This is a genomic window from Streptomyces sp. NPDC104367 (assembly GCF_055583825.1).
The window spans coordinates 79,503-101,917 of the sequence record NZ_JBVJND010000035.1; the positions used below are offsets into that span (position 1 = coordinate 79,503).

The following is a 22,415-nucleotide window of genomic DNA, read 5'->3' on the forward strand; positions in this document are numbered from 1 at the left end:
CCTACTCGGCCTTCGGCTGCCCGCCGCCCCCACCTTGCTGCTGGCCGCCGCCTCCGCCTTGCTGCTGCCCCTCCTGCCGCACCGCGTCCTGCGCCTTCTTCGCGAGGTCGCCGTCCAGTCTCTTGAACTCGCGCACGACGGTGTCGGACATGTCGGCGAGCGAGTCGATCTGCTTGGTGATGTCCTCGCGGCCGTCGTGCCAGTTGGACTCGAAGTCGTCGAGGGCGTCGTAGACCGTGCCGCTGCCGATGTCGTCCTTGTACGACTCGAACATCTTCTTGGTGTGGTTGAGACGCTCTTTGATGGAGCGCAACTGGCGGCCGTAGTCCTCCAGCTCGCTCAGCGGTATCGCGAGATCGCTTTTCCCTTTGCCCACGTGACCGTCCCCCGTCCGCGCATCTCGTAGTCTGGGCCGCACCGTACATCACACCATCAGACGGGGGACGACGTACACCATGGCCCGCTACATGGAGACGCTCACCATCGAGCGCGGCGGATTCCGGATCAAGGTGCCCGAGTCGTGGTGGGAGTTCGACGTACGGCCGGAGTCGCGGGACGACTCGATCCGGCGCATGGTCGCCGAACGCGTCACCCGGTACCCGGAGCTGGCGCAGTACCGGGACACCTACATCGGCTTCCTGCGCAAGTCCGCGGCGGACGCGTGGAAGTCGGGCGCCCTGTACTGCGGCTGCATGGCGGAGAGCTTCGGCGGCGACACCCCGATCACCGGCTCGGTCACGGTGTCGCTGGTCGGCGGCCGTACCCGCGAGGGCGCGCCGCTCTCCAACGACCCGGCCGCCATCGCCGCGCAGCTCGCGCCGAAGGAGGCGCACCGGGAGGGCGACTCCTGGCGCAAGGTGACGACCGTCGACATCCCCGGCGTGGGCCCCGCCGCGCGGACGTACGGCATCGAGGACATCCAGATCCCCGAGGACAGCCTGGGCCGCACGATCCGCGCGGTCCTGATGCAGACCTTCATCCCGGTGCCTGGCCAGGAGGGCAAGGTCGCCCTTGTCGCCGGCAGCAGCCAGGTCCTCGACCTCGCCGACTCCTTCTTCGACATCTTCGACGCGATCACCTCGACGTTCCGCTTCGCGGACTGAGCGAACCGAACTCCCCGGACCGGGCGAGCGGTACCTCGGCACCGCGGTGATCCGGCCCGGCCCAGCCGTCCGCGGCCCTGAGGACCGAGGGGCTCGGCGGCGCGGCCGAGCATCCCCTCCGGTCCACTGGTGCCGGCTCACCCACCGCAGCCGAACGGGCCGGCGCTCTTCACCCCGAACAGCCGTTCCTTGTAAGTTCGCTTGTGCACAGCGATGTTGACGGTGAGTACGTGACGGGGGTTGCGGAATCATGGCGGGGTACCGACCGGCGGACTGGCATCCTCTCGACCTCGACAAGGACCCCACTCCGGGCGACCCGCAACGCGTCCGTACCCTCGCCAAGCAGCTCCACGACTTCGCCGACGACGTCTCCGACGCCCTGCGCCTGGTCAGGGGCATGGCCGGCGAGGACACCCTGCTCCAGTGGGCGGGCAAGTCCGCCGAGGTCTTCAAGGACCAGTTCAAGGACGTCCCCAAGAACCTGAAGAAGCTCAAGAAGTCCTACGAGCTGTGCGGGGACGCCCTCGCCGACTACTGGCCGAAGCTGGAGCGCGCCCAGGCACTGGCGGACAAGGCCCTGGCGAAGGCGAAGGACGCCCAGTCCGACCTCTCCTCCGCCAAGTCGCGCCTGTCCTCGGCCGATTCGTGGGTGTCGCGGGCGACGAAGGAAGCCGACAAGTACAAGGACGACCCCACCGGCAGCAAATCGGACGGCGACAAGCCGGACGAGGGGAAGGTGCGGGCGGCCACCCGGGACGTTCAGAGCGCCAAGTCCGCGCACACCAAGGCCCAGTCGGACGTGACGACCGCGCAGAGCGCGCTGGACGCGGCGAAGAAGATGGCCGAGGACGCCCGCAAGATGCGGGACGACGCGGCGGGCGAGGCGAAGCGGAGGATCGACGAGGCGTCGGACGCGGGGATCCCGAACCGGCACTGGTGGCAGGACGTCGGCCACTGGTTCGAGGACAACTGGGACACCATCGTCACCGTCTGCAAGGTGGTCGTCGCCGTCGTCGGTGTCATCGCGATGATCATCGGCGGGCCCGTCCTCGGCGCGATCGTCCTCATCGCCGCCCTCGTCGTCCTCGCCGACACCCTCTACAAGTACTCCAAGGGACAGGCGTCCCTGTGGGACGTGGCGTTCGCCGCCATGGACTGCATACCCGGAGGCAAGGGCATCACCTCGCTCGGCAAACTCGCCAAGGGCGTCAAGGAGATGAAGTTCCTCAAGGGCGGCCTCAAGGCCATGGGCAGAGGACTCGGCAAGGACCTGCGCAAGGGAGCCGAGGACGCCGTCGAGAAGAGCAAGCCGACCAAGGGGCGGTGCAAGAACGGCGACCCCGTCGACATGGTCTCCGGCGAGATGCTCATCGAGCAGACCGATGTGGGGCTGCCCGGAGTGCTTCCGGTCATCCTCCGCCGGACGCACCTGTCCACTTATCACTGGGGCAGCCTGTTCGGCGAGTCATGGGCCTCCACCCTCGACGAGCGGCTGGAAGCGGACGAGGACGGGGTGCTGTTCGCCACCGAGGACGGCATGATCCTCTGCTATCCCGTCCCGGCCGCCGACGGTCCGGTGCTGCCCGTGGCGGGGCCGCGCCGGCCCCTGGCCCAGGACGACGAACAGCCCGGGGGGCTGCGGGTCACCGACCCCGCAACGGGGATCACCCGGCACTTCTCCCGGCCGCCGGGCGGGAACCCGGACGACGCGGCGTCCACCCTGCCGCTGGCCGCGATATCGGACCGCAACGGCAACCGCGTCCACTTCGACCGCGCTCCCGACGGCACGCCCGTCGCGGTGCGCCACTCCGGCGGCTACCACGTCGACGTCGACACCCGGGACGGCCGCGTCGTCGGGCTCGCTCTGCGCGCCGCCGCCGACGGATCCCCGGCGACCACGCTGCTGCGCTTCGGCTACGACCGGGCCGGCGACCTCACGGAGATCCACGACTCCACCGGGGTCCCCTTCACCTTCACCTACGACCTCGCCGGAAGGATCGAGTCCCGGACCGACCGCAACGGCTCCTGGTACCGCTACGGCTACGACGAGCACGACCGTGTCGTTCGGGGCGAGGGCGCGGACGGCGTGCTCGCCTGCTCCATCGAGTACGACACCGAGGCCCGCGCCACCCGTTACACCGACTCCCTCGGCCGTACCACCGTCTACCGCCACAACGAGCGGCTGCAACTCCTCTCCACCACCGATCCGCTCGGCGCCGCCGTGCACAACACGTGGGACGAGAACGACCGGCTGGTGAGCCGCACCGACGCCCTGGGCAACACCTTCGGCTACGCCTACGACGCCGCCGGCAACATCACGAGGATCACCCGCCCCGACGGCACGTCCGCGACCGCCGCCTACAACAGCCTCCACCTGCCGGTCTCCGTGACCGAGGAGGACGGCGTCGCATGGCAGCACCGCTACGACGAACGCGGGAACCGCACCGCCACCCGCGATCCGCTCGGCGCCGAGACCCACTACCGCTACGACGCCGCCGGATTCCTCACGGAGGTCACCGACGCCCTGGGAAACCGGCACACCGCCGTCGGGAACGCCGTGGGGCTGCCGGTCCGGCTCACCAACCCGCTCGGCAGCGTCTCGACGGCCGAGTACGACGCCTTCGGCCGGACCACCGCTCGCACCGGGGCGCTGGGGCAGGTCACCCGGTTCGGCTGGACCACCGAGGGACGGCTCTCCTGGCGGCAGACCGGTGACGCACCCGCGGAACGCTTCGAGTGGGACCCCGCGGGAAACCTCGTCCGGTACACCGACGAGGCCGGCCACACCAGCACGTACACGCCCACGCACTTCCAGCTCGCCGCCGTCCGGACCCGCCCCGACGGCTCGCGCTACACCTTCACCTACGACACCGAGCTGAACCTGGTCCGGGTGACCAACCCCCAGGGCGCCACCTGGGACTACGGCTACGACGCGGCGAACCGGGTGATCGCCGAGACCGACTTCAACGGGCGCACGCTCGCCTACGAGGTGAACGCGATGGGAGGGCTCACCGCGGCCACCAACGGCGCCGGTGAGACCGTCTCCTTCGGCCGGGACGCCCTCGGCCGCACGACCTCCTTCCGGCACGACGGCCGGACCACGGTGCTCCGCTACGACAGACAGGGACAACTGGTCGAACAGACCGGGCCCGAGGTCAGGGTCGACCGCGCCTTCGATCCCGTCGGCCGGCTCCTCTCCGAGAGCGTCGACGGCCGCACCACGACGTTCCGTTACGACACGCTCGGCCGCCGGGTCGAGCGCCGTACCCCGTCCGGGATCGTGTCGACGTGGACCTACGACGCGGCGGGACGCCCCGACGGCCTGGAGGCCGCGGGCCATCGCATCGGCTTCGGGTTCGACGCCGCGGGACGGGAGACCGCCCGCAGCCTGGGCCCCGGGATCACGCTCGGCCAGTCCTGGGACGAGGCCAACCGGCTCACGTCCCAGACGCTCTCCCGGCACCCGGAGGGCGCGGAGACGCTGCTCCAGCACCGCAGCTACGCCTACCGCGCCGACGGCTACCTGACCGAACTGAGCGAACTGAGCAGCGGCACAAGGCGGTTCGACCTCGACGCCGGCGGGCGCGTCACCGGCGTCCACGCGCGCGACTGGACCGAGACGTACGCCTACGACGACCTCGGGAACCTGGTCCAGGCCTCGACACCGGTCACCGGCGGCGACGAAAGGGACCGGGAGTTCACGGGCACCCTGATCCGCCGAAGCGGCCGGACCAGCTACGAACGGGACCGCGACGGCCGGATCGTCCGGTCGGTACGCCGACTGCTCAACGGGCAGAGGCGCGTGCGCACGTTCGCCTGGAACAGCCAGAGCCAGCTCGTCGGCACCGTGACCCCGGAGGGCACGCGCTGGCGTTACCTCTACGACGCGGAGGGCCGCAGAGTGGCGAAGCACCGTCTCGACGCGGACGGCGACGTCGCCGAGGAGACGCGCTTCACCTGGGACGGCGCACGGCTCGCCGAGCAGGTCACGACCGGCGGCCGGGTGACCTCCTGGGACTACGCCCCGGGCACCCACCTGCCGCTCACCCAGATCGACCACCGGTCGGACCGCCCCGGCGGGGACACCCGCTTCCACGCGGTGGTCACCGACCTCTCGGGGGCACCCGCCGAGCTGGTCTCGCCCGACGGCGAGCTGGCCTGGAAGCGGCTCACCACGCTGTGGGGGCTGCCGATGGGGACGCAGGGCGGCGGTCCGGCGCAATCCGGGGACGAGGTCACCTGCCCGCTGCGCTTCCCCGGCCAGTACGCCGACGCCGAGACCGGATGGCACTACAACCGCCACCGCCACTACGACCCCGAGACCGGGCACTACACGACCCCCGACCCGCTCGGGCTGCTGCCCGCCGCCAACGACACCGCCTACGTGTCCAACCCCTACCGGTGGATCGACCCGCTCGGCCTGTACCGGGACGAGGACAACGGCCAGTACGCGCGGGACCCCGACGCACCGGACACGGCGCACAACAGGAAGAGCGAGTACCCCTCCGGCTACCGGGAGTCGACGCACGACGAGATGGCCAAGAACTGGACGCTGGAGGGCGCGGCCGCGGACGCGCGGCCCGTCGACTCGAAGGGCAACAAGATCCCGCGGGAGGATCTCACCTGGTTCGACTCCAAGGGTGACATCATCTGGGACCCGAAGAACCCCGGTTCGAAACCGTTCCACGAGACGGTCACGTACGAGCACACGCATCCCGTCGTGGATCACTGGAACAGCACCGGGTACGACACCGACCGGGGCACCCGGAACGACTTCTACAACGACGCGAGCAAGATGGAAGCCATGGAGAAGAGCAAGAACTCCCGTGGCGGGGCGCTGATGGACGCGCGATACCGACAGGACACGGGCGACAAGTACTCCTGCCGCTGACGGCCGGGCCGCCCGGCCCGGAACCGACCCCCGGACACCCCGGAAGGAACCATGGATCTGCAGTCCACCGTCACCGCGTTCCCGCGGGCCACGCCGATCGACGGCCTGGACCACGCCTGGACGTGGAGTCTGAACCCGGTGCTGAACTTCGCCGGAGCGCTGACCACCGACGGCACCCGGCTCCTCCAGATGAACCAGGTGCGCCGGCACGACGCGGCGCTGGCGCGCGCGGTACTGGCCTTCGCCCGCGCGCACGAGTCGGAGCTGATCGGCGGGGGGCGCTTCCTGACCTCCGCCGGCGGTTTCGAGGCGCCCGGATACCCGTTCGACGCCGTCGCGGCCACCGTGCCCGAGGTGCACGGCCACCACCGGGTCCAGAACCCCGGCCTCACGGCCGTGACCACCATCGTCTTTCCCGCGTACCGGTGCGAGTTCTCGGGGCGGGAGACCCTGGAGGAGGCGGAGGCCAGGTACCACAAGATGCTGCCCACCGCGGACATCGGCCGGGGACCCGTACCGTTCCTGAAGATGCGCTTCGACAACCCTCGCACCGGGGGAGGCAGCAACAACCCGGGGCGTGCCCTGGCCCGGCCCGAGGTCCTGCTGGCCGAGATCCCGGAGCTGAAGGACGCTCCCGGCGGGTTCGTGGAGTACGAGAACCACTCGGGTGACGTACGGCGGGTGGAGTGGGAGCGGAACGGCACGTGGGCGCTCTCGGACGCGTCCGGGCGGCGGGAACTGGGGCTCGACGAGCTGCTGCCCGTGGTGGGGTCGACCCTGGGCTGAGCGTCGGGTCCGGAGGAGGAGAGGGGACGGGTGTTTGACCCGTGTCGCCCTGGGGGTATCCTCTCCGGCCCCCGATTGGCCAGCCGCCTGCCCCGTATGGCAGACTGTCGGAGTTGCTCGGTCGAGTGTTGATGCTGTGCGCCTCCCGCCGGGGGGACCGGAAGCGAGTCCCACAGTACTCGTCGCCTTAACTGCCTTACGGCAGCACTGGGGCGGACGTACGGGAATCTTTCGGGAAGCGCGGTGCGGCACCGGCCAAGCGCCCGGTGGGTCTTCCGCCCCCGGCTTGCGGTTTCCGGAAGGGCCGTGTGCATTCCCCGCAGGGATGTTCGAACAAGGGACATCTTTGTCAGCGGGAGCGCGACACGCCCGACCGCGTGGGTCGGAGAACGAAGGCGGTAACCGCCGGGTTGCAGAGCGTAAGCAGAGACAGGACTACTGAGTAGCCATGGCGGGACAGAAGATCCGCATCCGGCTCAAGGCCTACGACCACGAGGTCATCGACTCCTCGGCGAAGAAGATCGTCGAGACGGTGACCCGCACTGGTGCGTCGGTCGCGGGCCCGGTGCCGCTGCCCACTGAGAAGAACGTGTACTGCGTCATCAAGTCGCCGCACAAGTACAAGGACTCGCGCGAGCACTTCGAGATGCGCACGCACAAGCGCCTGATCGACATCCTCGACCCGACGCCCAAGACCGTTGACTCCCTGATGCGACTCGACCTCCCGGCCGGTGTCGACATCGAGATCAAGCTCTGAGGCCGGTGATCTGAGAATGGCTAAGCAGATCAAGGGCATCCTGGGCGAGAAGCTCGGCATGACGCAGGTGTGGGACGAGAACAACCGTGTTGTTCCGGTCACCGTCGTCAAGGCCGGCCCCAACGTCGTCACCCAGGTCCGTACCAACGACGTCGACGGCTACGAGTCGGTCCAGATCGCCTTCGGCGAGATCGACCCGCGCAAGGTGAACAAGCCCCTCAAGGGCCACTTCGCCAAGGCCGACGTCACCCCTCGTCGCCACCTCGTCGAGATCCGCACGGCTGACGCCTCCGAGTACACCCTCGGCCAGGAAGTCACCGCCGAGGTCTTCGAGGCCGGCGTGAAGGTCGACGTCACCGGCAAGAGCAAGGGCAAGGGCTTCGCCGGTGTCATGAAGCGTCACAACTTCAAGGGCCTCGGCGCCGGTCACGGCACCCAGCGCAAGCACCGCTCGCCCGGTTCCATCGGTGGCTGCGCCACCCCGGGCCGCGTGTTCAAGGGCCTCCGCATGGCGGGTCGCATGGGCAACGAGCGTGTCACCACCCAGAACCTGACCGTCCACGCCGTTGACGCGGAGAAGGGTCTGCTGCTCATCAAGGGCGCGGTTCCCGGTCCGAACGGCGGCCTCGTCCTGGTCCGCACCGCGGCCAAGGGGGCCTGAGGTAACCGATGAGCACTGTTGACATCCTTTCGCCTGCCGGCGAGAAGACCGGTAGCGTCGAGCTCCCCGCGGAGATCTTCGGCGTGGAGAAGGTCAGCATCCCGCTGATCCACCAGGTCGTCGTCGCGCAGAACGCGGCTGCCCGCCAGGGCACCCACAAGACCAAGACCCGTGGCGAAGTCCGTGGTGGTGGCAAGAAGCCGTACCGCCAGAAGGGCACCGGCCGCGCCCGTCAGGGCTCGACCCGCGCCCCGCAGTTCGCCGGCGGTGGCGTCGTCCACGGCCCGCAGCCGCGTGACTACTCGCAGCGCACCCCGAAGAAGATGAAGGCTGCCGCTCTGCGTCACGCCCTCACCGACCGGGCGCGCCACAACCGCATTCACGTCGTCACCGGCGTGATCGAGGGCGAGACCCCCAGCACCAAGGCCGCTCGCACGCTGTTCGGCAAGATCTCGGAGCGCAAGAACCTGCTCCTGGTCGTCGACCGCGCCGACGAGGCCGCGTGGCTGTCCGCCCGCAACCTGCCCCAGGTCCACATCCTGGAGCCGGGCCAGCTGAACACGTACGACGTGATCGTCTCGGACGACGTGGTCTTCACCCAGGCCGCTCTCGAGTCCTTCGTCGCCGGCCCGAAGGCCAACGACACCGAAGGGACCGAGGTCTGATGGCTACCCGCCACCCGAGCATCGCCTCGAAGGCCGCCAAGGCCGCCAAGGCCGCGCGCGTCGCCAAGGCGCGCCGCCACGAGGCCGAGGGCAAGAACACCGTCGAGACCCCGCTGAGCAAGTCGTACACGGACCCCCGTGACGTCCTGCTGAAGCCGGTGGTCTCGGAGAAGAGCTACGCGCTCCTGGACGAGAACAAGTACACGTTCGTCGTCGCCCCGGGCGCCAACAAGACCCAGATCAAGCAGGCCGTCCAGGCGGTCTTCTCGGTCAAGGTCACCGGGGTCAACACGCTCAACCGCCAGGGCAAGCGCAAGCGCACGAAGACCGGTTTCGGTCAGCGTGCCGGCAGCAAGCGCGCGATCGTGACCCTTGCCGAGGGCGACCGTATCGACATCTTCGGCGGTCCGACCGCGTAAGCGGGTCGGATCGTCCGATATCGGACGAGGACTGAGAAATGGGAATCCGCAAGTACAAGCCGACTACGCCGGGCCGTCGTGGCGCCAGCGTCGCCGACTTCGTCGAGGTCACGCGGTCCACGCCGGAGAAGTCGCTGGTCCGCCCCCTGCACAGCAAGGGCGGCCGTAACAACGCCGGTCGTGTGACCGTTCGCCACCAGGGTGGCGGACACAAGCGCGCCTACCGAGTGATCGACTTCCGTCGTCACGACAAGGACGGCGTGCCGGCGAAGGTCGCGCACATCGAGTACGACCCCAACCGCACCGCGCGCATCGCGCTGCTGCACTACGCGGACGGCGAGAAGCGCTACATCCTCGCCCCGCGCAACCTGCAGCAGGGCGACACCGTGGAGAACGGTCCCGGGGCCGACATCAAGCCGGGCAACAACCTGGCCCTCCGCAACATCCCGGTCGGTACCACGATCCACGCGATCGAGCTCCGTCCCGGTGGTGGCGCCAAGTTCGCCCGCTCCGCGGGTGCCTCGGTGCAGCTGCTCGCCCGTGAGGGCGCCATGGCGACCCTCCGTATGCCGTCCGGCGAGATCCGCATGGTGGACGCGCGCTGCCGCGCCACCGTCGGTGAGGTCGGCAACGCCGAGCAGTCGAACATCAACTGGGGCAAGGCCGGCCGCAAGCGGTGGCTGGGCGTCCGCCCGACCGTCCGTGGTGTCGTGATGAACCCGGTCGACCACCCGCACGGTGGTGGTGAGGGCCGGACCTCCGGTGGTCGTCACCCCGTGTCCCCGTGGGGCAAGAAGGAAGGCCGTACTCGTTCGCCCAAGAAGGCGTCGAACAAGTACATCGTCCGCCGCCGCAAGACGAACAAGAAGCGCTAAGGACGGGTTGAGATGCCGCGTAGCTTGAAGAAGGGGCCCTTCGTCGACGACCACCTGATCAAGAAGGTGGATGTCCAGAACGAAGCCGGCACCAAGAACGTCATCAAGACCTGGTCCCGTCGCTCGATGATCGTCCCGGCCATGCTCGGCCACACGATCGCGGTGCACAACGGCAAGACCCACATCCCGGTGTTCGTCACCGAGTCGATGGTCGGCCACAAGCTCGGCGAGTTCTCGCCGACCCGCACCTTCCGCGGCCACGTCAAGGACGACCGGAAGTCGAAGCGCCGCTAGTAGCGGATCGCATTCAGACACGTAAGTAACTGAGAGGGACAACCATGGAAGCCAGGGCCCAGGCGCGGTACATCCGCGTTACGCCCATGAAGGCCCGCCGCGTGGTGGACCTTATCCGTGGCATGGATGCCACGGAGGCTCAGGCTGTTCTGCGATTCGCTCCGCAGGCAGCCTCCGTGCCGGTCGGCAAGGTGCTCGACAGCGCCATCGCCAACGCCGCGCACAACTACGACCACACCGACGCCGACAGCCTCTTCATCTCCGAGGCGTACGTCGACGAGGGCCCGACCCTGAAGCGGTTCCGTCCGCGCGCCCAGGGCCGTGCCTACCGGATCCGCAAGCGGACCAGCCACATCACCGTGGTCGTCAGCAGCAAGGAAGGAACCCGGTAATGGGCCAGAAGGTTAACCCGCATGGGTTCCGGCTCGGTGTCACCACGGACTTCAAGTCCCGGTGGTACGCCGACAAGCTGTACAAGGACTACGTCAAGGAAGACGTCGCCATCCGTCGGATGATGACGTCCGGCATGGAGCGCGCCGGTATCTCGAAGGTTGAGATCGAGCGCACCCGTGACCGTGTGCGGGTGGACATCCACACCGCGCGTCCGGGCATCGTCATCGGCCGCCGTGGCGCCGAGGCCGACCGCATCCGCGGCGACCTCGAGAAGCTCACGGGCAAGCAGGTCCAGCTGAACATCCTCGAGGTCAAGAACCCCGAGACGGACGCTCAGCTGGTTGCTCAGGCCGTTGCCGAGCAGCTCTCCTCCCGCGTCTCCTTCCGCCGTGCCATGCGTAAGAGCATGCAGTCGGCGATGAAGGCCGGCGCCAAGGGCATCAAGATCCAGTGCGGCGGCCGCCTCGGTGGCGCCGAGATGTCCCGCTCGGAGTTCTACCGCGAGGGCCGTGTGCCCCTGCACACGCTCCGCGCGAACGTGGACTACGGCTTCTTCGAGGCCAAGACGACCTTCGGCCGCATCGGTGTGAAGGTCTGGATCTACAAGGGCGACGTCAAGAACATCGCCGAGGTCCGCGCCGAGAACGCTGCCGCCCGTGCGGGTAACCGCCCGGCCCGTGGTGGCGCTGCCGACCGTCCGGCCCGTGGTGGCCGCGGTGGCGAGCGGCGTGGTCGTAAGCCGCAGCAGGCTGCCGGCGCCGAGGCCCCCAAGGCCGAGGCCCCCGCCGCCGCTCCGGCTGAGAGCACCGGAACGGAGGCCTGACCGTCATGCTGATCCCCCGTAGGGTCAAGCACCGCAAGCAGCACCACCCGAAGCGCGACGGCGCTGCCAAGGGCGGTACCACGGTTGCGTTCGGCGAGTACGGCATCCAGGCCATCACCCCGGCTTACGTGACCAACCGTCAGATCGAGGCCGCTCGTATCGCCATGACGCGTCACATCAAGCGTGGTGGCAAGGTCTGGATCAACATCTACCCGGACCGTCCCCTCACCAAGAAGCCCGCCGAGACCCGCATGGGTTCCGGTAAGGGTTCGCCGGAGTGGTGGATCGCCAACGTCAAGCCCGGACGCGTGATGTTCGAGCTGTCGTACCCCAACGAGAAGATCGCCCGTGAGGCCCTTACTCGCGCAGCCCACAAGCTGCCGATGAAGTGCCGGATCGTCAAGCGCGAGGCAGGTGAAGCGTGATGTCGGCCGGTACCAAGGCGTCCGAGCTGCGCGAGCTGGGCAACGAGGAGCTTCTGGGCAAGCTCCGCGAGGCCAAGGAAGAGCTGTTCAACCTCCGCTTCCAGGCGGCGACGGGTCAGCTCGAGAACCACGGTCGGCTCAAGGCCGTCCGTAAGGACATCGCGCGGATCTACACCCTGATGCGTGAGCGCGAGCTGGGCATCGAGACGGTGGAGAGCGCCTGATGAGCGAGAGCAACGTGACTGAGAACACCGAGGCGCGCGACAGCTTCCGCAAGACCCGTGAGGGTCTCGTCGTCAGCGACAAGATGGACAAGACCGTCGTCGTCGCCGTCGAGGACCGCGTCAAGCACGCGCTGTACGGCAAGGTCATCCGCCGTACGAACAAGCTCAAGGCGCACGACGAGCAGAACGCCGCGGGTGTCGGCGACCGTGTCCTCCTCATGGAGACCCGGCCGCTGTCCGCGACGAAGCGCTGGCGCGTCGTCGAGATCCTCGAGAAGGCCAAGTAAGTCTCCTGCGGGGCATCCCTCGCAGGACAGTTCCGCCAGGCTCGGCAGGGGCCCTCGTCACTGAGGCCCCTGCCGGGAACCGGCAGACACACAGGAGATAGACGTGATCCAGCAGGAGTCGCGACTGCGCGTCGCCGACAACACTGGTGCGAAGGAGATCCTTTGCATCCGTGTGCTCGGTGGCTCCGGTCGCCGCTACGCGGGCATCGGTGACGTCATCGTCGCCACCGTCAAGGACGCGATCCCCGGCGGCAACGTGAAGAAGGGTGACGTCATCAAGGCGGTCATCGTTCGCACCGTCAAGGAGCGCCGCCGTCCGGACGGCTCGTACATCCGCTTCGACGAGAACGCCGCCGTCATTCTGAAGAACGACGGCGACCCTCGCGGCACCCGCATCTTCGGCCCGGTCGGGCGTGAGCTGCGCGAGAAGAAGTTCATGAAGATCATCTCGCTGGCTCCGGAGGTGCTGTAAGCATGAAGATCAAGAAGGGCGACCTGGTCCAGGTCATCACCGGTAAGGACAAGGGCAAGCAGGGCAAGGTCATCGCGGCCTACCCCCGCGAGGACCGTGTCCTGGTCGAGGGTGTCAACCGGGTCAAGAAGCACACCAAGGCCGGCCCGACCGCTCGCGGTTCCCAGGCCGGCGGCATCGTCACGACCGAGGCGCCCGTCCACGTCTCCAACGTCCAGCTGGTCGTTGAGAAGGACGGCAACAAGGTCGTCACGCGTGTCGGTTACCGCTTCGACGACGAAGGCAACAAGATCCGCGTTGCCAAGCGGACGGGTGAGGACATCTGATGGCTACCACCACTGCTCCGCGTCTGAAGCTGAAGTACCGCGAGGAGATCGCGGGCAAGCTGCGTGACGAGTTCAAGTACGAGAACGTCATGCAGATCCCCGGCCTCGTCAAGATCGTGGTCAACATGGGTGTCGGCGACGCCGCCCGCGACTCGAAGCTGATCGACGGTGCGATCCGCGACCTGACGACCATCACCGGTCAGAAGCCGCAGGTCACCAAGGCCCGCAAGTCCATCGCGCAGTTCAAGCTGCGTGAGGGCCAGCCGATCGGTGCCCACGTCACGCTCCGTGGCGACCGCATGTGGGAGTTCCTGGACCGCACCCTGTCGCTCGCGCTCCCGCGCATCCGCGACTTCCGTGGTCTGTCCCCCAAGCAGTTCGACGGCCGTGGCAACTACACCTTCGGTCTCACGGAGCAGGTCATGTTCCACGAGATCGACCAGGACAAGATCGACCGTACCCGGGGCATGGACATCACCGTGGTCACCACGGCGACCAACGACGCTGAGGGCCGCGCGCTCCTTCGTCACCTCGGCTTCCCGTTCAAGGAGGCGTGAGCGAGATGGCGAAGAAGGCTCTGATTGCCAAGGCTGCTCGCAAGCCCAAGTTCGGTGTGCGTGGCTACACCCGCTGCCAGCGCTGCGGCCGTCCGCACTCCGTGTACCGCAAGTTCGGCCTCTGCCGCGTGTGCCTTCGTGAGATGGCTCACCGTGGCGAGCTGCCGGGCGTGACCAAGAGCTCCTGGTAGTCCCCGCTTTTTAGGGATTCCAGAGGCTCTCGGTAAGCAATGGGCGTGTCAGGCGCCCTCCCCTTCATGGCTTAGGCTTGGAGGGTTGGGCGCCTGACAGTCGCCCGTACGACTTACTACGCCGTAGGTCCACCGCGCCGCACCCGTCCCGTCTCGGATCGGGGAGAGGGATGGCGCACCAGGAAACCCCGGCGAGAGAGGCCGAAGGCCAATTCATGACCATGACTGATCCGATCGCAGACATGCTTACGCGTCTGCGGAACGCGAACTCGGCATACCACGACTCCGTGACGATGCCGGCGTCCAAGATCAAGTCTCACATCGCGGAGATCCTCCAGCAGGAGGGCTTCATCACGGGCTGGAAGGTCGAGGACGCCGAGGTCGGCAAGAACCTCGTCCTGGACCTGAAGTTCGGTCCCAACCGTGAGCGCTCCATCGCGGGCATCAAGCGGATCTCCAAGCCCGGTCTCCGGGTGTACGCGAAGTCCACCTCCCTGCCGAAGGTGCTGGGCGGCCTCGGCGTGGCGATCATCTCCACGTCGCACGGGCTCCTCACCGACAAGCAGGCCGGCAAGAAGGGCGTGGGTGGGGAAGTCCTCGCCTACGTCTGGTAGCAGAAGGGAACGGAGGAAACAGCTATGTCGCGCATCGGCAAGCTCCCCATCGCGGTTCCCGCCGGCGTGGACGTCACCATCGACGGCCGCACGGTGAAGGTCAAGGGCCCCAAGGGCGAGCTGACTCACACCGTCGTGGCACCGATCGACATCGCCAAGGGCGAGGACGGCACTCTCGCGGTGACCCGCCCCAACGACGAGCGTCAGAGCAAGGCCCTGCACGGCCTGTCCCGCACGCTGGTGGCGAACATGATCACCGGCGTGACCCAGGGTTACGTGAAGAAGCTCGAAATCAGCGGTGTCGGTTACCGCGTGACCGCCAAGGGCTCGAACCTCGAGTTCGCGCTCGGTTACAGCCACCCGATCCTGGTCGAGGCCCCCGAGGGCATCACCTTCAAGGTCGAGGCTCCGACCCGTTTCTCGGTCGAGGGCATCGACAAGCAGAAGGTCGGCGAGGTCGCGGCCAACATCCGCAAGCTGCGCAAGCCCGACCCGTACAAGGCCAAGGGCGTCAAGTACGAGGGCGAAGTCATCCGCCGCAAGGTCGGAAAGGCGGGTAAGTAAGCCATGGCATACGGGCAGAAGATCCTCAAGGGCGACGCCTACAAGCGCGCCGCGATCAAGCGCCGTCACATCCGGATCCGCAAGAACATCTCCGGTACGGCGGAGCGTCCCCGTCTGGTCGTGACCCGCTCCAACCGCCACATCGTGGCGCAGGTGATCGACGACCTGAAGGGCCACACCCTGGCCTCCGCGTCCACCCTGGACGTGTCGGTGCGCGGTGGCGAGGGCGACAAGTCCTCGCAGGCCAAGCAGGTCGGCGCCCTGGTCGCCGAGCGTGCCAAGGCCGCCGGTGTCGAGGCCGTGGTGTTCGACCGTGGTGGTAACCAGTACGCCGGGCGCATCGCCGCCCTGGCGGACGCCGCCCGCGAGGCCGGGCTCAAGTTCTGAGCCGCTTGTAGCTAGCGGAAAGAGAGAGGTAATCCAATGGCTGGACCCCAGCGCCGCGGTGGCGGTGCCGGTGGCGGCGAGCGGCGGGACCGGAAGGGCCGTGACGGCGGCGCTGCTGCCGCCGAGAAGACCGCGTACGTTGAGCGCGTCGTCGCGATCAACCGCGTCGCCAAGGTTGTGAAGGGTGGTCGTCGCTTCAGCTTCACCGCGCTGGTCGTGGTGGGCGACGGTGACGGCACCGTGGGTGTCGGTTACGGCAAGGCCAAGGAGGTGCCGGCCGCCATCGCCAAGGGTGTGGAGGAGGCCAAGAAGCACTTCTTCAAGGTCCCCCGTATCCAGGGCACCATCCCGCACCCCATCCAGGGTGAGAAGGCCGCCGGTGTCGTTCTCCTCAAGCCGGCTTCGCCGGGTACCGGTGTTATCGCCGGTGGTCCCGTGCGTGCCGTGCTGGAGTGCGCCGGCGTTCACGACATCCTGTCGAAGTCCCTGGGCTCCGACAACGCGATCAACATCGTGCACGCGACCGTGGAGGCCCTGAAGGGCCTGCAGCGTCCCGAGGAGATCGCGGCCCGCCGCGGTCTGCCCCTCGAGGACGTCGCCCCCGCGGCCCTCCTTCGTGCGCGTGCCGGGGCGGGTGTGTGATGGCTCGCCTCAAGGTCACGCAGACGAAGTCGTACATCGGTAGCAAGCAGAACCACCGTGACACCCTGCGGTCCCTTGGTCTCAAGGGGATCAACACCGTGGTCGTCAAGGAGGACCGCCCCGAGTTCCGCGGCATGGTGCACACCGTCCGCCACCTCGTGACGGTTGAGGAGGTCGACTGATCATGGCGGAGAACAACCCGCTCAAGATCCACAACCTCCGTCCCGCCCCGGGCGCCAAGACCGCCAAGACCCGTGTGGGTCGTGGTGAGGCGTCGAAGGGTAAGACGGCCGGTCGTGGTACCAAGGGTACGAAGGCCCGTTACCAGGTTCCGGAGCGCTTCGAGGGTGGCCAGATGCCCCTCCACATGCGTCTTCCGAAGCTGAAGGGCTTCAAGAACCCGTTCAAGACCGAGTACCAGGTCGTGAACCTCGACAAGCTGGCCGCGCTGTACCCGGAGGGTGGCGAGGTCACCGTCGAGGGTCTCGTCGCCAAGGGTGCCGTTCGCAAGAACAGCCTCGTCAAGGTCCTGGGCCAGGGCGAGGTCTCCGTGGCGCTGCAGGTGACGGTCGACGCCGTCTCCGGCTCCGCCAAGGAGAAGATCACCGCCGCCGGCGGCACCGTCACCGAGCTCGTCTGAGCCCGGGCGGTACCCACCGCAGCACGTACGAAGGCCGGACAGTTCCCCGCGAGGGGCGCTGTCCGGCCTTCGCCGTACAAGGGGCCCGTTCCGCCCTTTTGGCACCATCGGTCCAGGGGCGTCAACGTGAGGTGACACGTGCCGGGTGATGGTTTGGAAAACCCCGGACCGAACCCTTACCGGTGGCCTGGCTGGCTAACTTCACCTTGTTGCGCGCGCACTGTTAGAGTCCATGAGGTCCACCTGTACCCGCGCGAGGTATGCCGTTCGGCGTCGGGGTGGTAGAAAACATCGTTCGGGTCACCGGCCCGGTCACAACGACTATCCCCTACCGCGCGCGGCGCGGGGGTCGCAGGAGGAACCGTGCTCACCGCGTTCGCCCGGGCGTTCAGGACGCCCGACCTGCGCAAGAAGCTGCTGTTCACGCTGGCCATCATCGTGGTGTACAGGGTCGGCACGCACATTCCGATCCCCGGGGTGAACTACAAGGCCGTCCAGGAGTGCGTCAGCGAGGCCTCCGGCAACACCGGCCTGTTCGGTCTCGTCAACATGTTCAGCGGCGGCGCGCTGCTCCAGATCACGATCTTCGCGCTGGGCATCATGCCGTACATCACGGCCAGCATCATCCTTCAGCTGCTGACGGTGGTGATCCCGCGCCTGGAGGCCCTGAAGAAGGAAGGCCAGGCGGGTACGGCGAAGATCACGCAGTACACCCGGTACCTGACCGTGGCGCTGGCCGTGCTCCAGGGCACCGGCCTGGTCGCCACCGCCCGCAGCGGCGCGCTCTTCAGCGGCTGCCAGGTCGCCAGCTCGATCGTCCCGGACCAGGCCATCTTCACCACCATCACGATGGTGATCTGCATGACCGCCGGTACCTGTGTCGTGATGTGGCTCGGCGAGCTCATCACCGACCGCGGCATCGGCAACGGCATGTCGATCCTGATGTTCATCTCGATCGCCGCGACGTTCCCGTCCGCGCTGTGGGCCATCAAGAAGCAGGGCACCCTGGCCGGCGGCTGGATCGAGTTCGGCACCGTCATCCTGGTCGGCCTGGTCATGGTCGCCCTGGTGGTCTTCGTCGAGCAGGCCCAGCGTCGCATCCCGGTCCAGTACGCGAAGCGCATGATCGGCCGCCGTTCCTACGGCGGTACCTCGACGTACATCCCGCTCAAGGTGAACCAGGCCGGTGTGATCCCGGTCATCTTCGCCTCGTCGCTGCTCTACATTCCGGCCCTCGTGGCGCAGTTCGCCGGCGGCAATTCGGGCTGGAAGCAGTGGATCTCCACGAACCTGACCAAGGGTGACCACCCGATTTACATCACCCTGTACTTCTTGCTCATCGTTTTCTTCGCGTTCTTCTACGTCGCCATCTCCTTCAACCCCGAAGAAGTAGCCGACAACATGAAGAAGTATGGTGGCTTCATCCCGGGCATCCGGGCTGGCCGACCGACCGCTGAGTACCTCTCGTACGTGCTCAACCGGATCACCTGGCCGGGTTCGCTGTATCTGGGCCTGATCGCTCTCGTACCGACGATGGCGTTGGTTGGCTTTGGGGCAAGCCAGAACTTCCCGTTCGGTGGCACCAGCATCCTGATCATCGTGGGTGTGGGTCTCGAAACGGTGAAGCAGATCGAGAGCCAGCTTCAGCAGCGCAATTACGAAGGGTTCCTCCGCTGATGCGAATCGTCCTCGTCGGGCCGCCTGGCGCCGGTAAGGGAACGCAAGCCGTTCGCCTTGCCAAGGAGCTGAAGATCCCGCACATCTCCACGGGCGACCTGTTCCGCGCCAACATCAGCCAGCAGACGGAGCTCGGGAAACTCGCGAAGTCCTACATGGACGCCGGCAACCTCGTCCCCGACGAGGTCACGATCGCGATGGCCAAGGACCGCATGGAGCAGTCGGACGCCCAGCCCGGCTTCCTGCTGGACGGCTTCCCGCGCAACGTGTCGCAGGCCGAGGCGCTCGACGAGCTGCTCAAGAACGAGCAGATCAAGCTGGACGCCGTACTCGACCTGGAGGTCTCCGAGGAAGAGGTCGTGAAGCGGATCGCGGGCCGCCGCATCTGCCGCAACGACTCGTCCCACGTCTTCCACGTCACGTACACCCCGCCCAAGGCCGAGGGTGTCTGCGACGTCTGCGGCGGCGAGCTGTACCAGCGCGACGACGACTCCGAGGACACCGTCCGGACGCGGCTGGAGGTCTACCACACGCAGACCGAGCCCATCATCGACTACTACAAGTCGCAGGGCCTGGTCCGTACGATCTCCTCGCTGGGACCCGTCGACGAGATCACCGGGCGGGCGCTGGAAGCGCTCCGGCCGCACGAGGACGACGAGAAGTAAGTTCTGCGGCGGTTGTGGCCGCGGTACCCCCTCGGGTGCCGCGGCCGTACTGTTGTGCAGGTATTCGGTTGACGTTGAGCGAGTGACGGAGAGCGCAGGCCCCTCATGGTGCAGATCAAGACGCCCGAGCAGATCGCCAGGATGCGTGCGGCGGGCCTGGTCGTCGCCGCCATCCACGCGGCGACGCGGGAGGCGGCGGTCCCCGGCGCCAGCACCCGGGACCTGGACGAGGTGGCCCGCAAGGTCCTCGCCGAGCACGGTGCCAAGTCCAACTTCCTCGGCTACGGCGGCTTCCCCGCCACCATCTGCACGTCCGTCAACGACGTGGTCGTCCACGGCATCCCCTCCGAGGACGTCGTCCTCAAGGACGGCGACATCATCTCCATCGACTGCGGCGCGATCGTCGACGGCTGGCACGGTGACGCGGCCTACACCGCGTTCGTGGGCTCCGGTCACGCCCCGGAGCTGATCGAGCTCTCCCGGGTGACCGAGGAGTCGATGTGGGCCGGCATCGCGGCGATGAAGCAGGGCAGCCGACTGGTCGACGTCTCCCGCGCGATCGAGACGTACATCCGCCGGCAGCCGAAGCCGGGCGGCGGCAAGTACGGGATCATCGAGGACTACGGCGGCCACGGCATCGGCACCGAGATGCACATGGACCCGCACCTGCTGAACTACGTGGACCGCCGGCGGGGCAAGGGCCCCAAGCTGGTGCCCGGGTTCTGCCTGGCCATCGAGCCGATGGTGTCGCTGGGGACGCCGCGCACGGAGGTCCTGGAGGACGACTGGACCGTCATCACCACGGACGGGACCTGGTCCTCGCACTGGGAGCACAGTGTGGCGCTGACCGAAGAGGGTCCCCTGGTGCTGACGGCTCCCGACGGGGGCAGGGCCAAGCTGGCCGAGCTCGGGATCACGGCCGCGCCGGATCCGCTGGGCTGAGCATCGCTTCGACGCGCGGCTCCGGTGGGGGCCGGTCGCGTGGTTCCCCGCGCCCCTGTGGGGTGCTTCGATCCGGTGCGCTTAATGATCTGTCGTCCTGGGCAGGAATTCTCGATTCGTCTTTCCGGGTGCGCTGACGTAGACTGACTCGTCGGCTCTCGTGCACCCGCATGTCCGCATGCGCCCGAGAGGGAAAGTGCGGGAGTCGATCAAGGTAGTCGATTCGAAGGGCGAAGCGTGGCCAAGAAGCAAGGTGCCATCGAGATCGAGGGCACTGTCGTCGAGTCTCTTCCGAACGCCATGTTCAAGGTCGAGCTCCAGAACGGCCACCAGGTCCTGGCACACATCAGCGGCAAGATGCGTATGCACTACATCCGCATCCTCCCTGACGACCGGGTCGTGGTGGAGCTGTCTCCGTACGACCTGACGCGTGGCCGGATCGTCTACCGCTACAAGTAGATCTTGCCCGCATCCCGTTTCGGCGGGGTGGTGGCACTGACCCGGAGAACCTCAATCCCATGAAGGTCAAGCCGAGCGTCAAGAAGATCTGCGACAAGTGCAGGGTGATCCGCCGTCACGGTCGGGTCATGGTCATCTGCGAGAACCCGCGCCACAAGCAGCGCCAGGGCTGACGCACGACCGATCCCTCTGCACCCTCGCAGAGATTCGCGCGACGCAAGCTGAATCTGTTCATACGCAGGTCCCAGGCACCCAGGTGTCTGACACCCCCGGCTCGGAGGCCGGGGACCCAGCTCGTACCTGATACGGCGGCTGGGCCCAGGTCCTGCGGAAGACCTCCGACGATCACCAGGAGCCATTGAATGGCACGCGTTTCCGGTGTGGACATCCCGCGCGAAAAGCGTGTGGAAGTCGCCCTCACCTATGTGTTCGGCATCGGCCGGACGCTCTCCCAGCAGACGCTGGCCGAGACCGGCATCGACCCGAACACCCGCGTCCGTGACCTGACCGAAGAGCAGCTGGTCGCGATCCGCGAGTACGTCGACAACAACATCAAGACCGAGGGTGACCTCCGTCGCGAGATCCAGGCCGACATCCGCCGCAAGGTCGAGATCGGCTGCTACCAGGGTCTGCGTCACCGCCGCGGTCTGCCTGTCCGCGGTCAGCGCACCAGCACCAACGCCCGCACCCGCAAGGGCCCGCGTCGCGCCATCGCCGGCAAGAAGAAGCCGGGCAAGAAGTAGTCCTCAGCGGACAACGCTTCATCAGCGGTCTTCGCTGTAGGACCGACCACCTCCCCGTAGGAGTTACTAGATGCCCCCCAAGGGTCGTCAGGGCGCTGCCAAGAAGGTGCGCCGCAAGGAAAAGAAGAACGTCGCTCACGGCCACGCGCACATCAAGAGCACGTTCAACAACACGATCGTCTCCATCACGGACCCGTCGGGCAACGTGATCTCCTGGGCCTCCGCCGGCCACGTCGGCTTCAAGGGCTCCCGGAAGTCCACGCCGTTCGCCGCGCAGATGGCCGCCGAGTCGGCTGCCCGCCGCGCCCAGGAGCACGGCATGCGCAAGGTCGACGTGTTCGTGAAGGGTCCGGGTTCCGGTCGTGAGACCGCGATCCGTTCGCTCCAGGCCACGGGCCTCGAGGTCGGCTCCATCCAGGACGTCACCCCGACCCCGCACAACGGCTGCCGTCCGCCGAAGCGCCGCCGCGTCTGACGCACAGCGCTCCGCCGGTTCCGGGCGGTACGGCCTCTGTACGGAGCCCGTGCCGCCCGTACCCTTGAAGTAACCCGCCAGGCTCGGCCTGGTGGCCTCAGGGCATCAAATAGCGGGTGCCCCTGACTGAAGGATCTTCCTATGCTGATCGCTCAGCGCCCGTCGTTGACCGAAGAGGTCGTCGACGAGTTCCGGTCCCGGTTCGTGATCGAGCCGCTGGAGCCGGGCTTCGGCTACACCCTCGGCAACTCCCTTCGCCGCACGCTCCTTTCGTCGATCCCGGGTGCGGCTGTCACGTCCATCCGCATCGACGGTGTCCTGCACGAGTTCACCACCGTGCCGGGTGTCAAGGAGGACGTCACGGACCTGATCCTCAACATCAAGCAGCTGGTCGTCTCCTCGGAGCACGACGAGCCGGTCGTGATGTACCTGCGCAAGCAGGGTCCGGGTCTGGTCAC

The 22,415-nt window shown here is 67.5% G+C and carries 32 protein-coding genes and 1 pseudogene; 32 read left to right on the top strand and 1 reads right to left on the bottom strand.

Going from position 1 to position 22,415, the window contains the following annotated elements:
* Position 1: 1 nt before the first annotated feature.
* The gene (locus tag ACZ619_RS37700) at positions 2 to 376 is read right to left on the bottom strand and encodes a hypothetical protein (RefSeq protein ID WP_469609043.1); all 375 of its coding nucleotides are present in this window, start codon (positions 374 to 376) and stop codon (positions 2 to 4) included.
* 79 nt (positions 377 to 455) lie between these two features.
* Here ACZ619_RS37700 and ACZ619_RS37705 point away from each other — a divergent pair, with 79 nt between their 5' ends.
* The 32 genes and pseudogenes from ACZ619_RS37705 to ACZ619_RS37860 all read left to right on the top strand — a co-directional run.
* Complete coding sequence (locus ACZ619_RS37705) at positions 456 to 1,103, top strand: hypothetical protein (RefSeq protein WP_469609046.1); 648 nt, start codon at positions 456 to 458, stop codon at positions 1,101 to 1,103.
* Between the two features lie 250 nt (positions 1,104 to 1,353).
* Entirely contained in the window at positions 1,354 to 5,994 is a 4,641-nt protein-coding gene (locus ACZ619_RS37710; RefSeq protein WP_469609048.1) for an RHS repeat-associated core domain-containing protein, read from the top strand.
* 51 nt (positions 5,995 to 6,045) lie between these two features.
* Positions 6,046 to 6,780 (top strand): hypothetical protein, encoded by a 735-nt coding sequence (locus tag ACZ619_RS37715; RefSeq protein WP_469609051.1) that lies wholly within the window; start codon positions 6,046 to 6,048, stop codon positions 6,778 to 6,780.
* 448 nt (positions 6,781 to 7,228) lie between these two features.
* Positions 7,229 to 7,537, top strand: coding sequence for a 30S ribosomal protein S10 (rpsJ, locus tag ACZ619_RS37720; protein ID WP_003948644.1), 309 nt, complete (start codon positions 7,229 to 7,231; stop codon positions 7,535 to 7,537).
* 16 nt (positions 7,538 to 7,553) lie between these two features.
* Positions 7,554 to 8,198, top strand: coding sequence for a 50S ribosomal protein L3 (gene rplC / locus ACZ619_RS37725; RefSeq protein WP_062706771.1), 645 nt, complete (start codon positions 7,554 to 7,556; stop codon positions 8,196 to 8,198).
* Between the two features lie 8 nt (positions 8,199 to 8,206).
* Positions 8,207 to 8,863 (top strand): 50S ribosomal protein L4, encoded by a 657-nt coding sequence (gene rplD, locus ACZ619_RS37730; RefSeq protein ID WP_123974799.1) that lies wholly within the window; start codon positions 8,207 to 8,209, stop codon positions 8,861 to 8,863.
* Positions 8,863 to 9,282, top strand: coding sequence for a 50S ribosomal protein L23 (gene rplW, locus ACZ619_RS37735; RefSeq protein WP_469609056.1), 420 nt, complete (start codon positions 8,863 to 8,865; stop codon positions 9,280 to 9,282). Before rplD ends, rplW begins: the two co-directional genes overlap by 1 nt.
* A 38-nt stretch (positions 9,283 to 9,320) precedes the next feature.
* On the top strand, positions 9,321 to 10,157 hold the full coding sequence (rplB, locus tag ACZ619_RS37740) for a 50S ribosomal protein L2 (RefSeq protein ID WP_041665436.1): 837 nt from the start codon (positions 9,321 to 9,323) through the stop codon (positions 10,155 to 10,157).
* A gap of 12 nt (positions 10,158 to 10,169) precedes the next feature.
* Positions 10,170 to 10,451, top strand: coding sequence for a 30S ribosomal protein S19 (gene rpsS / locus ACZ619_RS37745; protein WP_003948639.1), 282 nt, complete (start codon positions 10,170 to 10,172; stop codon positions 10,449 to 10,451).
* A gap of 44 nt (positions 10,452 to 10,495) precedes the next feature.
* Complete coding sequence (gene rplV / locus ACZ619_RS37750; RefSeq protein ID WP_003974262.1) at positions 10,496 to 10,843, top strand: 50S ribosomal protein L22; 348 nt, start codon at positions 10,496 to 10,498, stop codon at positions 10,841 to 10,843.
* Positions 10,843 to 11,667, top strand: coding sequence for a 30S ribosomal protein S3 (gene rpsC / locus ACZ619_RS37755; protein ID WP_123974797.1), 825 nt, complete (start codon positions 10,843 to 10,845; stop codon positions 11,665 to 11,667). Before rplV ends, rpsC begins: the two co-directional genes overlap by 1 nt.
* 5 nt (positions 11,668 to 11,672) lie before the next feature.
* The gene (gene rplP / locus ACZ619_RS37760) at positions 11,673 to 12,092 is read left to right on the top strand and encodes a 50S ribosomal protein L16 (RefSeq protein ID WP_469609061.1); all 420 of its coding nucleotides are present in this window, start codon (positions 11,673 to 11,675) and stop codon (positions 12,090 to 12,092) included.
* Positions 12,092 to 12,316: a 50S ribosomal protein L29 gene (gene rpmC, locus ACZ619_RS37765; RefSeq protein WP_030174543.1), complete on the top strand. Its 225-nt coding sequence runs from the start codon at positions 12,092 to 12,094 to the stop codon at positions 12,314 to 12,316. Before rplP ends, rpmC begins: the two co-directional genes overlap by 1 nt.
* Positions 12,316 to 12,603 carry a 30S ribosomal protein S17 gene (rpsQ, locus tag ACZ619_RS37770; RefSeq protein ID WP_089099430.1) on the top strand — a complete coding sequence of 96 codons (288 nt, stop codon included), beginning with the start codon at positions 12,316 to 12,318 and terminating at the stop codon, positions 12,601 to 12,603. Before rpmC ends, rpsQ begins: the two co-directional genes overlap by 1 nt.
* Positions 12,604 to 12,706: 103 nt before the next feature.
* On the top strand, positions 12,707 to 13,075 hold the full coding sequence (gene rplN / locus ACZ619_RS37775) for a 50S ribosomal protein L14 (protein ID WP_003992364.1): 369 nt from the start codon (positions 12,707 to 12,709) through the stop codon (positions 13,073 to 13,075).
* Between the two features lie 2 nt (positions 13,076 to 13,077).
* Positions 13,078 to 13,401 carry a 50S ribosomal protein L24 gene (rplX, locus tag ACZ619_RS37780; RefSeq protein WP_030967306.1) on the top strand — a complete coding sequence of 108 codons (324 nt, stop codon included), beginning with the start codon at positions 13,078 to 13,080 and terminating at the stop codon, positions 13,399 to 13,401.
* Positions 13,401 to 13,958 carry a 50S ribosomal protein L5 gene (gene rplE / locus ACZ619_RS37785; RefSeq protein WP_469609067.1) on the top strand — a complete coding sequence of 186 codons (558 nt, stop codon included), beginning with the start codon at positions 13,401 to 13,403 and terminating at the stop codon, positions 13,956 to 13,958. The genes rplX and rplE overlap by 1 nt, the downstream gene beginning before the upstream one ends.
* A 5-nt stretch (positions 13,959 to 13,963) precedes the next feature.
* On the top strand, positions 13,964 to 14,149 hold the full coding sequence (locus ACZ619_RS37790; protein ID WP_003948630.1) for a type Z 30S ribosomal protein S14: 186 nt from the start codon (positions 13,964 to 13,966) through the stop codon (positions 14,147 to 14,149).
* 215 nt (positions 14,150 to 14,364) lie between these two features.
* Positions 14,365 to 14,763, top strand: coding sequence for a 30S ribosomal protein S8 (rpsH, locus tag ACZ619_RS37795; RefSeq protein ID WP_089099428.1), 399 nt, complete (start codon positions 14,365 to 14,367; stop codon positions 14,761 to 14,763).
* A 24-nt stretch (positions 14,764 to 14,787) separates the two neighbouring features.
* Positions 14,788 to 15,327 (top strand): 50S ribosomal protein L6, encoded by a 540-nt coding sequence (rplF, locus tag ACZ619_RS37800; RefSeq protein ID WP_046732374.1) that lies wholly within the window; start codon positions 14,788 to 14,790, stop codon positions 15,325 to 15,327.
* Positions 15,328 to 15,330: 3 nt separating this feature from the next.
* Positions 15,331 to 15,714 (top strand): 50S ribosomal protein L18, encoded by a 384-nt coding sequence (gene rplR, locus ACZ619_RS37805; RefSeq protein ID WP_355720039.1) that lies wholly within the window; start codon positions 15,331 to 15,333, stop codon positions 15,712 to 15,714.
* 36 nt (positions 15,715 to 15,750) lie between these two features.
* On the top strand, positions 15,751 to 16,356 hold the full coding sequence (gene rpsE / locus ACZ619_RS37810; RefSeq protein ID WP_469609071.1) for a 30S ribosomal protein S5: 606 nt from the start codon (positions 15,751 to 15,753) through the stop codon (positions 16,354 to 16,356).
* A complete protein-coding gene (rpmD, locus tag ACZ619_RS37815; RefSeq protein WP_006376032.1) occupies positions 16,356 to 16,538 on the top strand; it encodes a 50S ribosomal protein L30 in 183 nt (60 codons plus the stop codon). Before rpsE ends, rpmD begins: the two co-directional genes overlap by 1 nt.
* A gap of 2 nt (positions 16,539 to 16,540) precedes the next feature.
* Positions 16,541 to 16,996: a 50S ribosomal protein L15 gene (gene rplO / locus ACZ619_RS37820; protein WP_006140897.1), complete on the top strand. Its 456-nt coding sequence runs from the start codon at positions 16,541 to 16,543 to the stop codon at positions 16,994 to 16,996.
* Positions 16,997 to 17,359: 363 nt separating this feature from the next.
* On the top strand, positions 17,360 to 18,673 hold the full coding sequence (secY, locus tag ACZ619_RS37825) for a preprotein translocase subunit SecY (RefSeq protein WP_469609075.1): 1,314 nt from the start codon (positions 17,360 to 17,362) through the stop codon (positions 18,671 to 18,673).
* Positions 18,673 to 19,338, top strand: a complete 666-nt coding sequence (locus tag ACZ619_RS37830; protein ID WP_469609077.1) for an adenylate kinase — start codon at positions 18,673 to 18,675, stop codon at positions 19,336 to 19,338. Before secY ends, ACZ619_RS37830 begins: the two co-directional genes overlap by 1 nt.
* A gap of 105 nt (positions 19,339 to 19,443) precedes the next feature.
* Entirely contained in the window at positions 19,444 to 20,280 is an 837-nt protein-coding gene (gene map, locus ACZ619_RS37835; protein ID WP_469609079.1) for a type I methionyl aminopeptidase, read from the top strand.
* Positions 20,281 to 20,517: 237 nt separating this feature from the next.
* Positions 20,518 to 20,739: a translation initiation factor IF-1 gene (infA, locus tag ACZ619_RS37840; RefSeq protein WP_003948620.1), complete on the top strand. Its 222-nt coding sequence runs from the start codon at positions 20,518 to 20,520 to the stop codon at positions 20,737 to 20,739.
* Positions 20,740 to 20,798: 59 nt separating this feature from the next.
* The gene (gene rpmJ / locus ACZ619_RS37845) at positions 20,799 to 20,912 is read left to right on the top strand and encodes a 50S ribosomal protein L36 (protein WP_003998809.1); all 114 of its coding nucleotides are present in this window, start codon (positions 20,799 to 20,801) and stop codon (positions 20,910 to 20,912) included.
* A 189-nt stretch (positions 20,913 to 21,101) separates the two neighbouring features.
* A complete protein-coding gene (rpsM, locus tag ACZ619_RS37850) occupies positions 21,102 to 21,482 on the top strand; it encodes a 30S ribosomal protein S13 (protein WP_031167100.1) in 381 nt (126 codons plus the stop codon).
* A 70-nt stretch (positions 21,483 to 21,552) separates the two neighbouring features.
* Positions 21,553 to 21,957, top strand: coding sequence for a 30S ribosomal protein S11 (rpsK, locus tag ACZ619_RS37855; RefSeq protein WP_003956432.1), 405 nt, complete (start codon positions 21,553 to 21,555; stop codon positions 21,955 to 21,957).
* A 141-nt stretch (positions 21,958 to 22,098) separates the two neighbouring features.
* A pseudogene (locus tag ACZ619_RS37860) lies at positions 22,099 to 22,415 on the top strand (DNA-directed RNA polymerase subunit alpha); the annotation flags it as partial.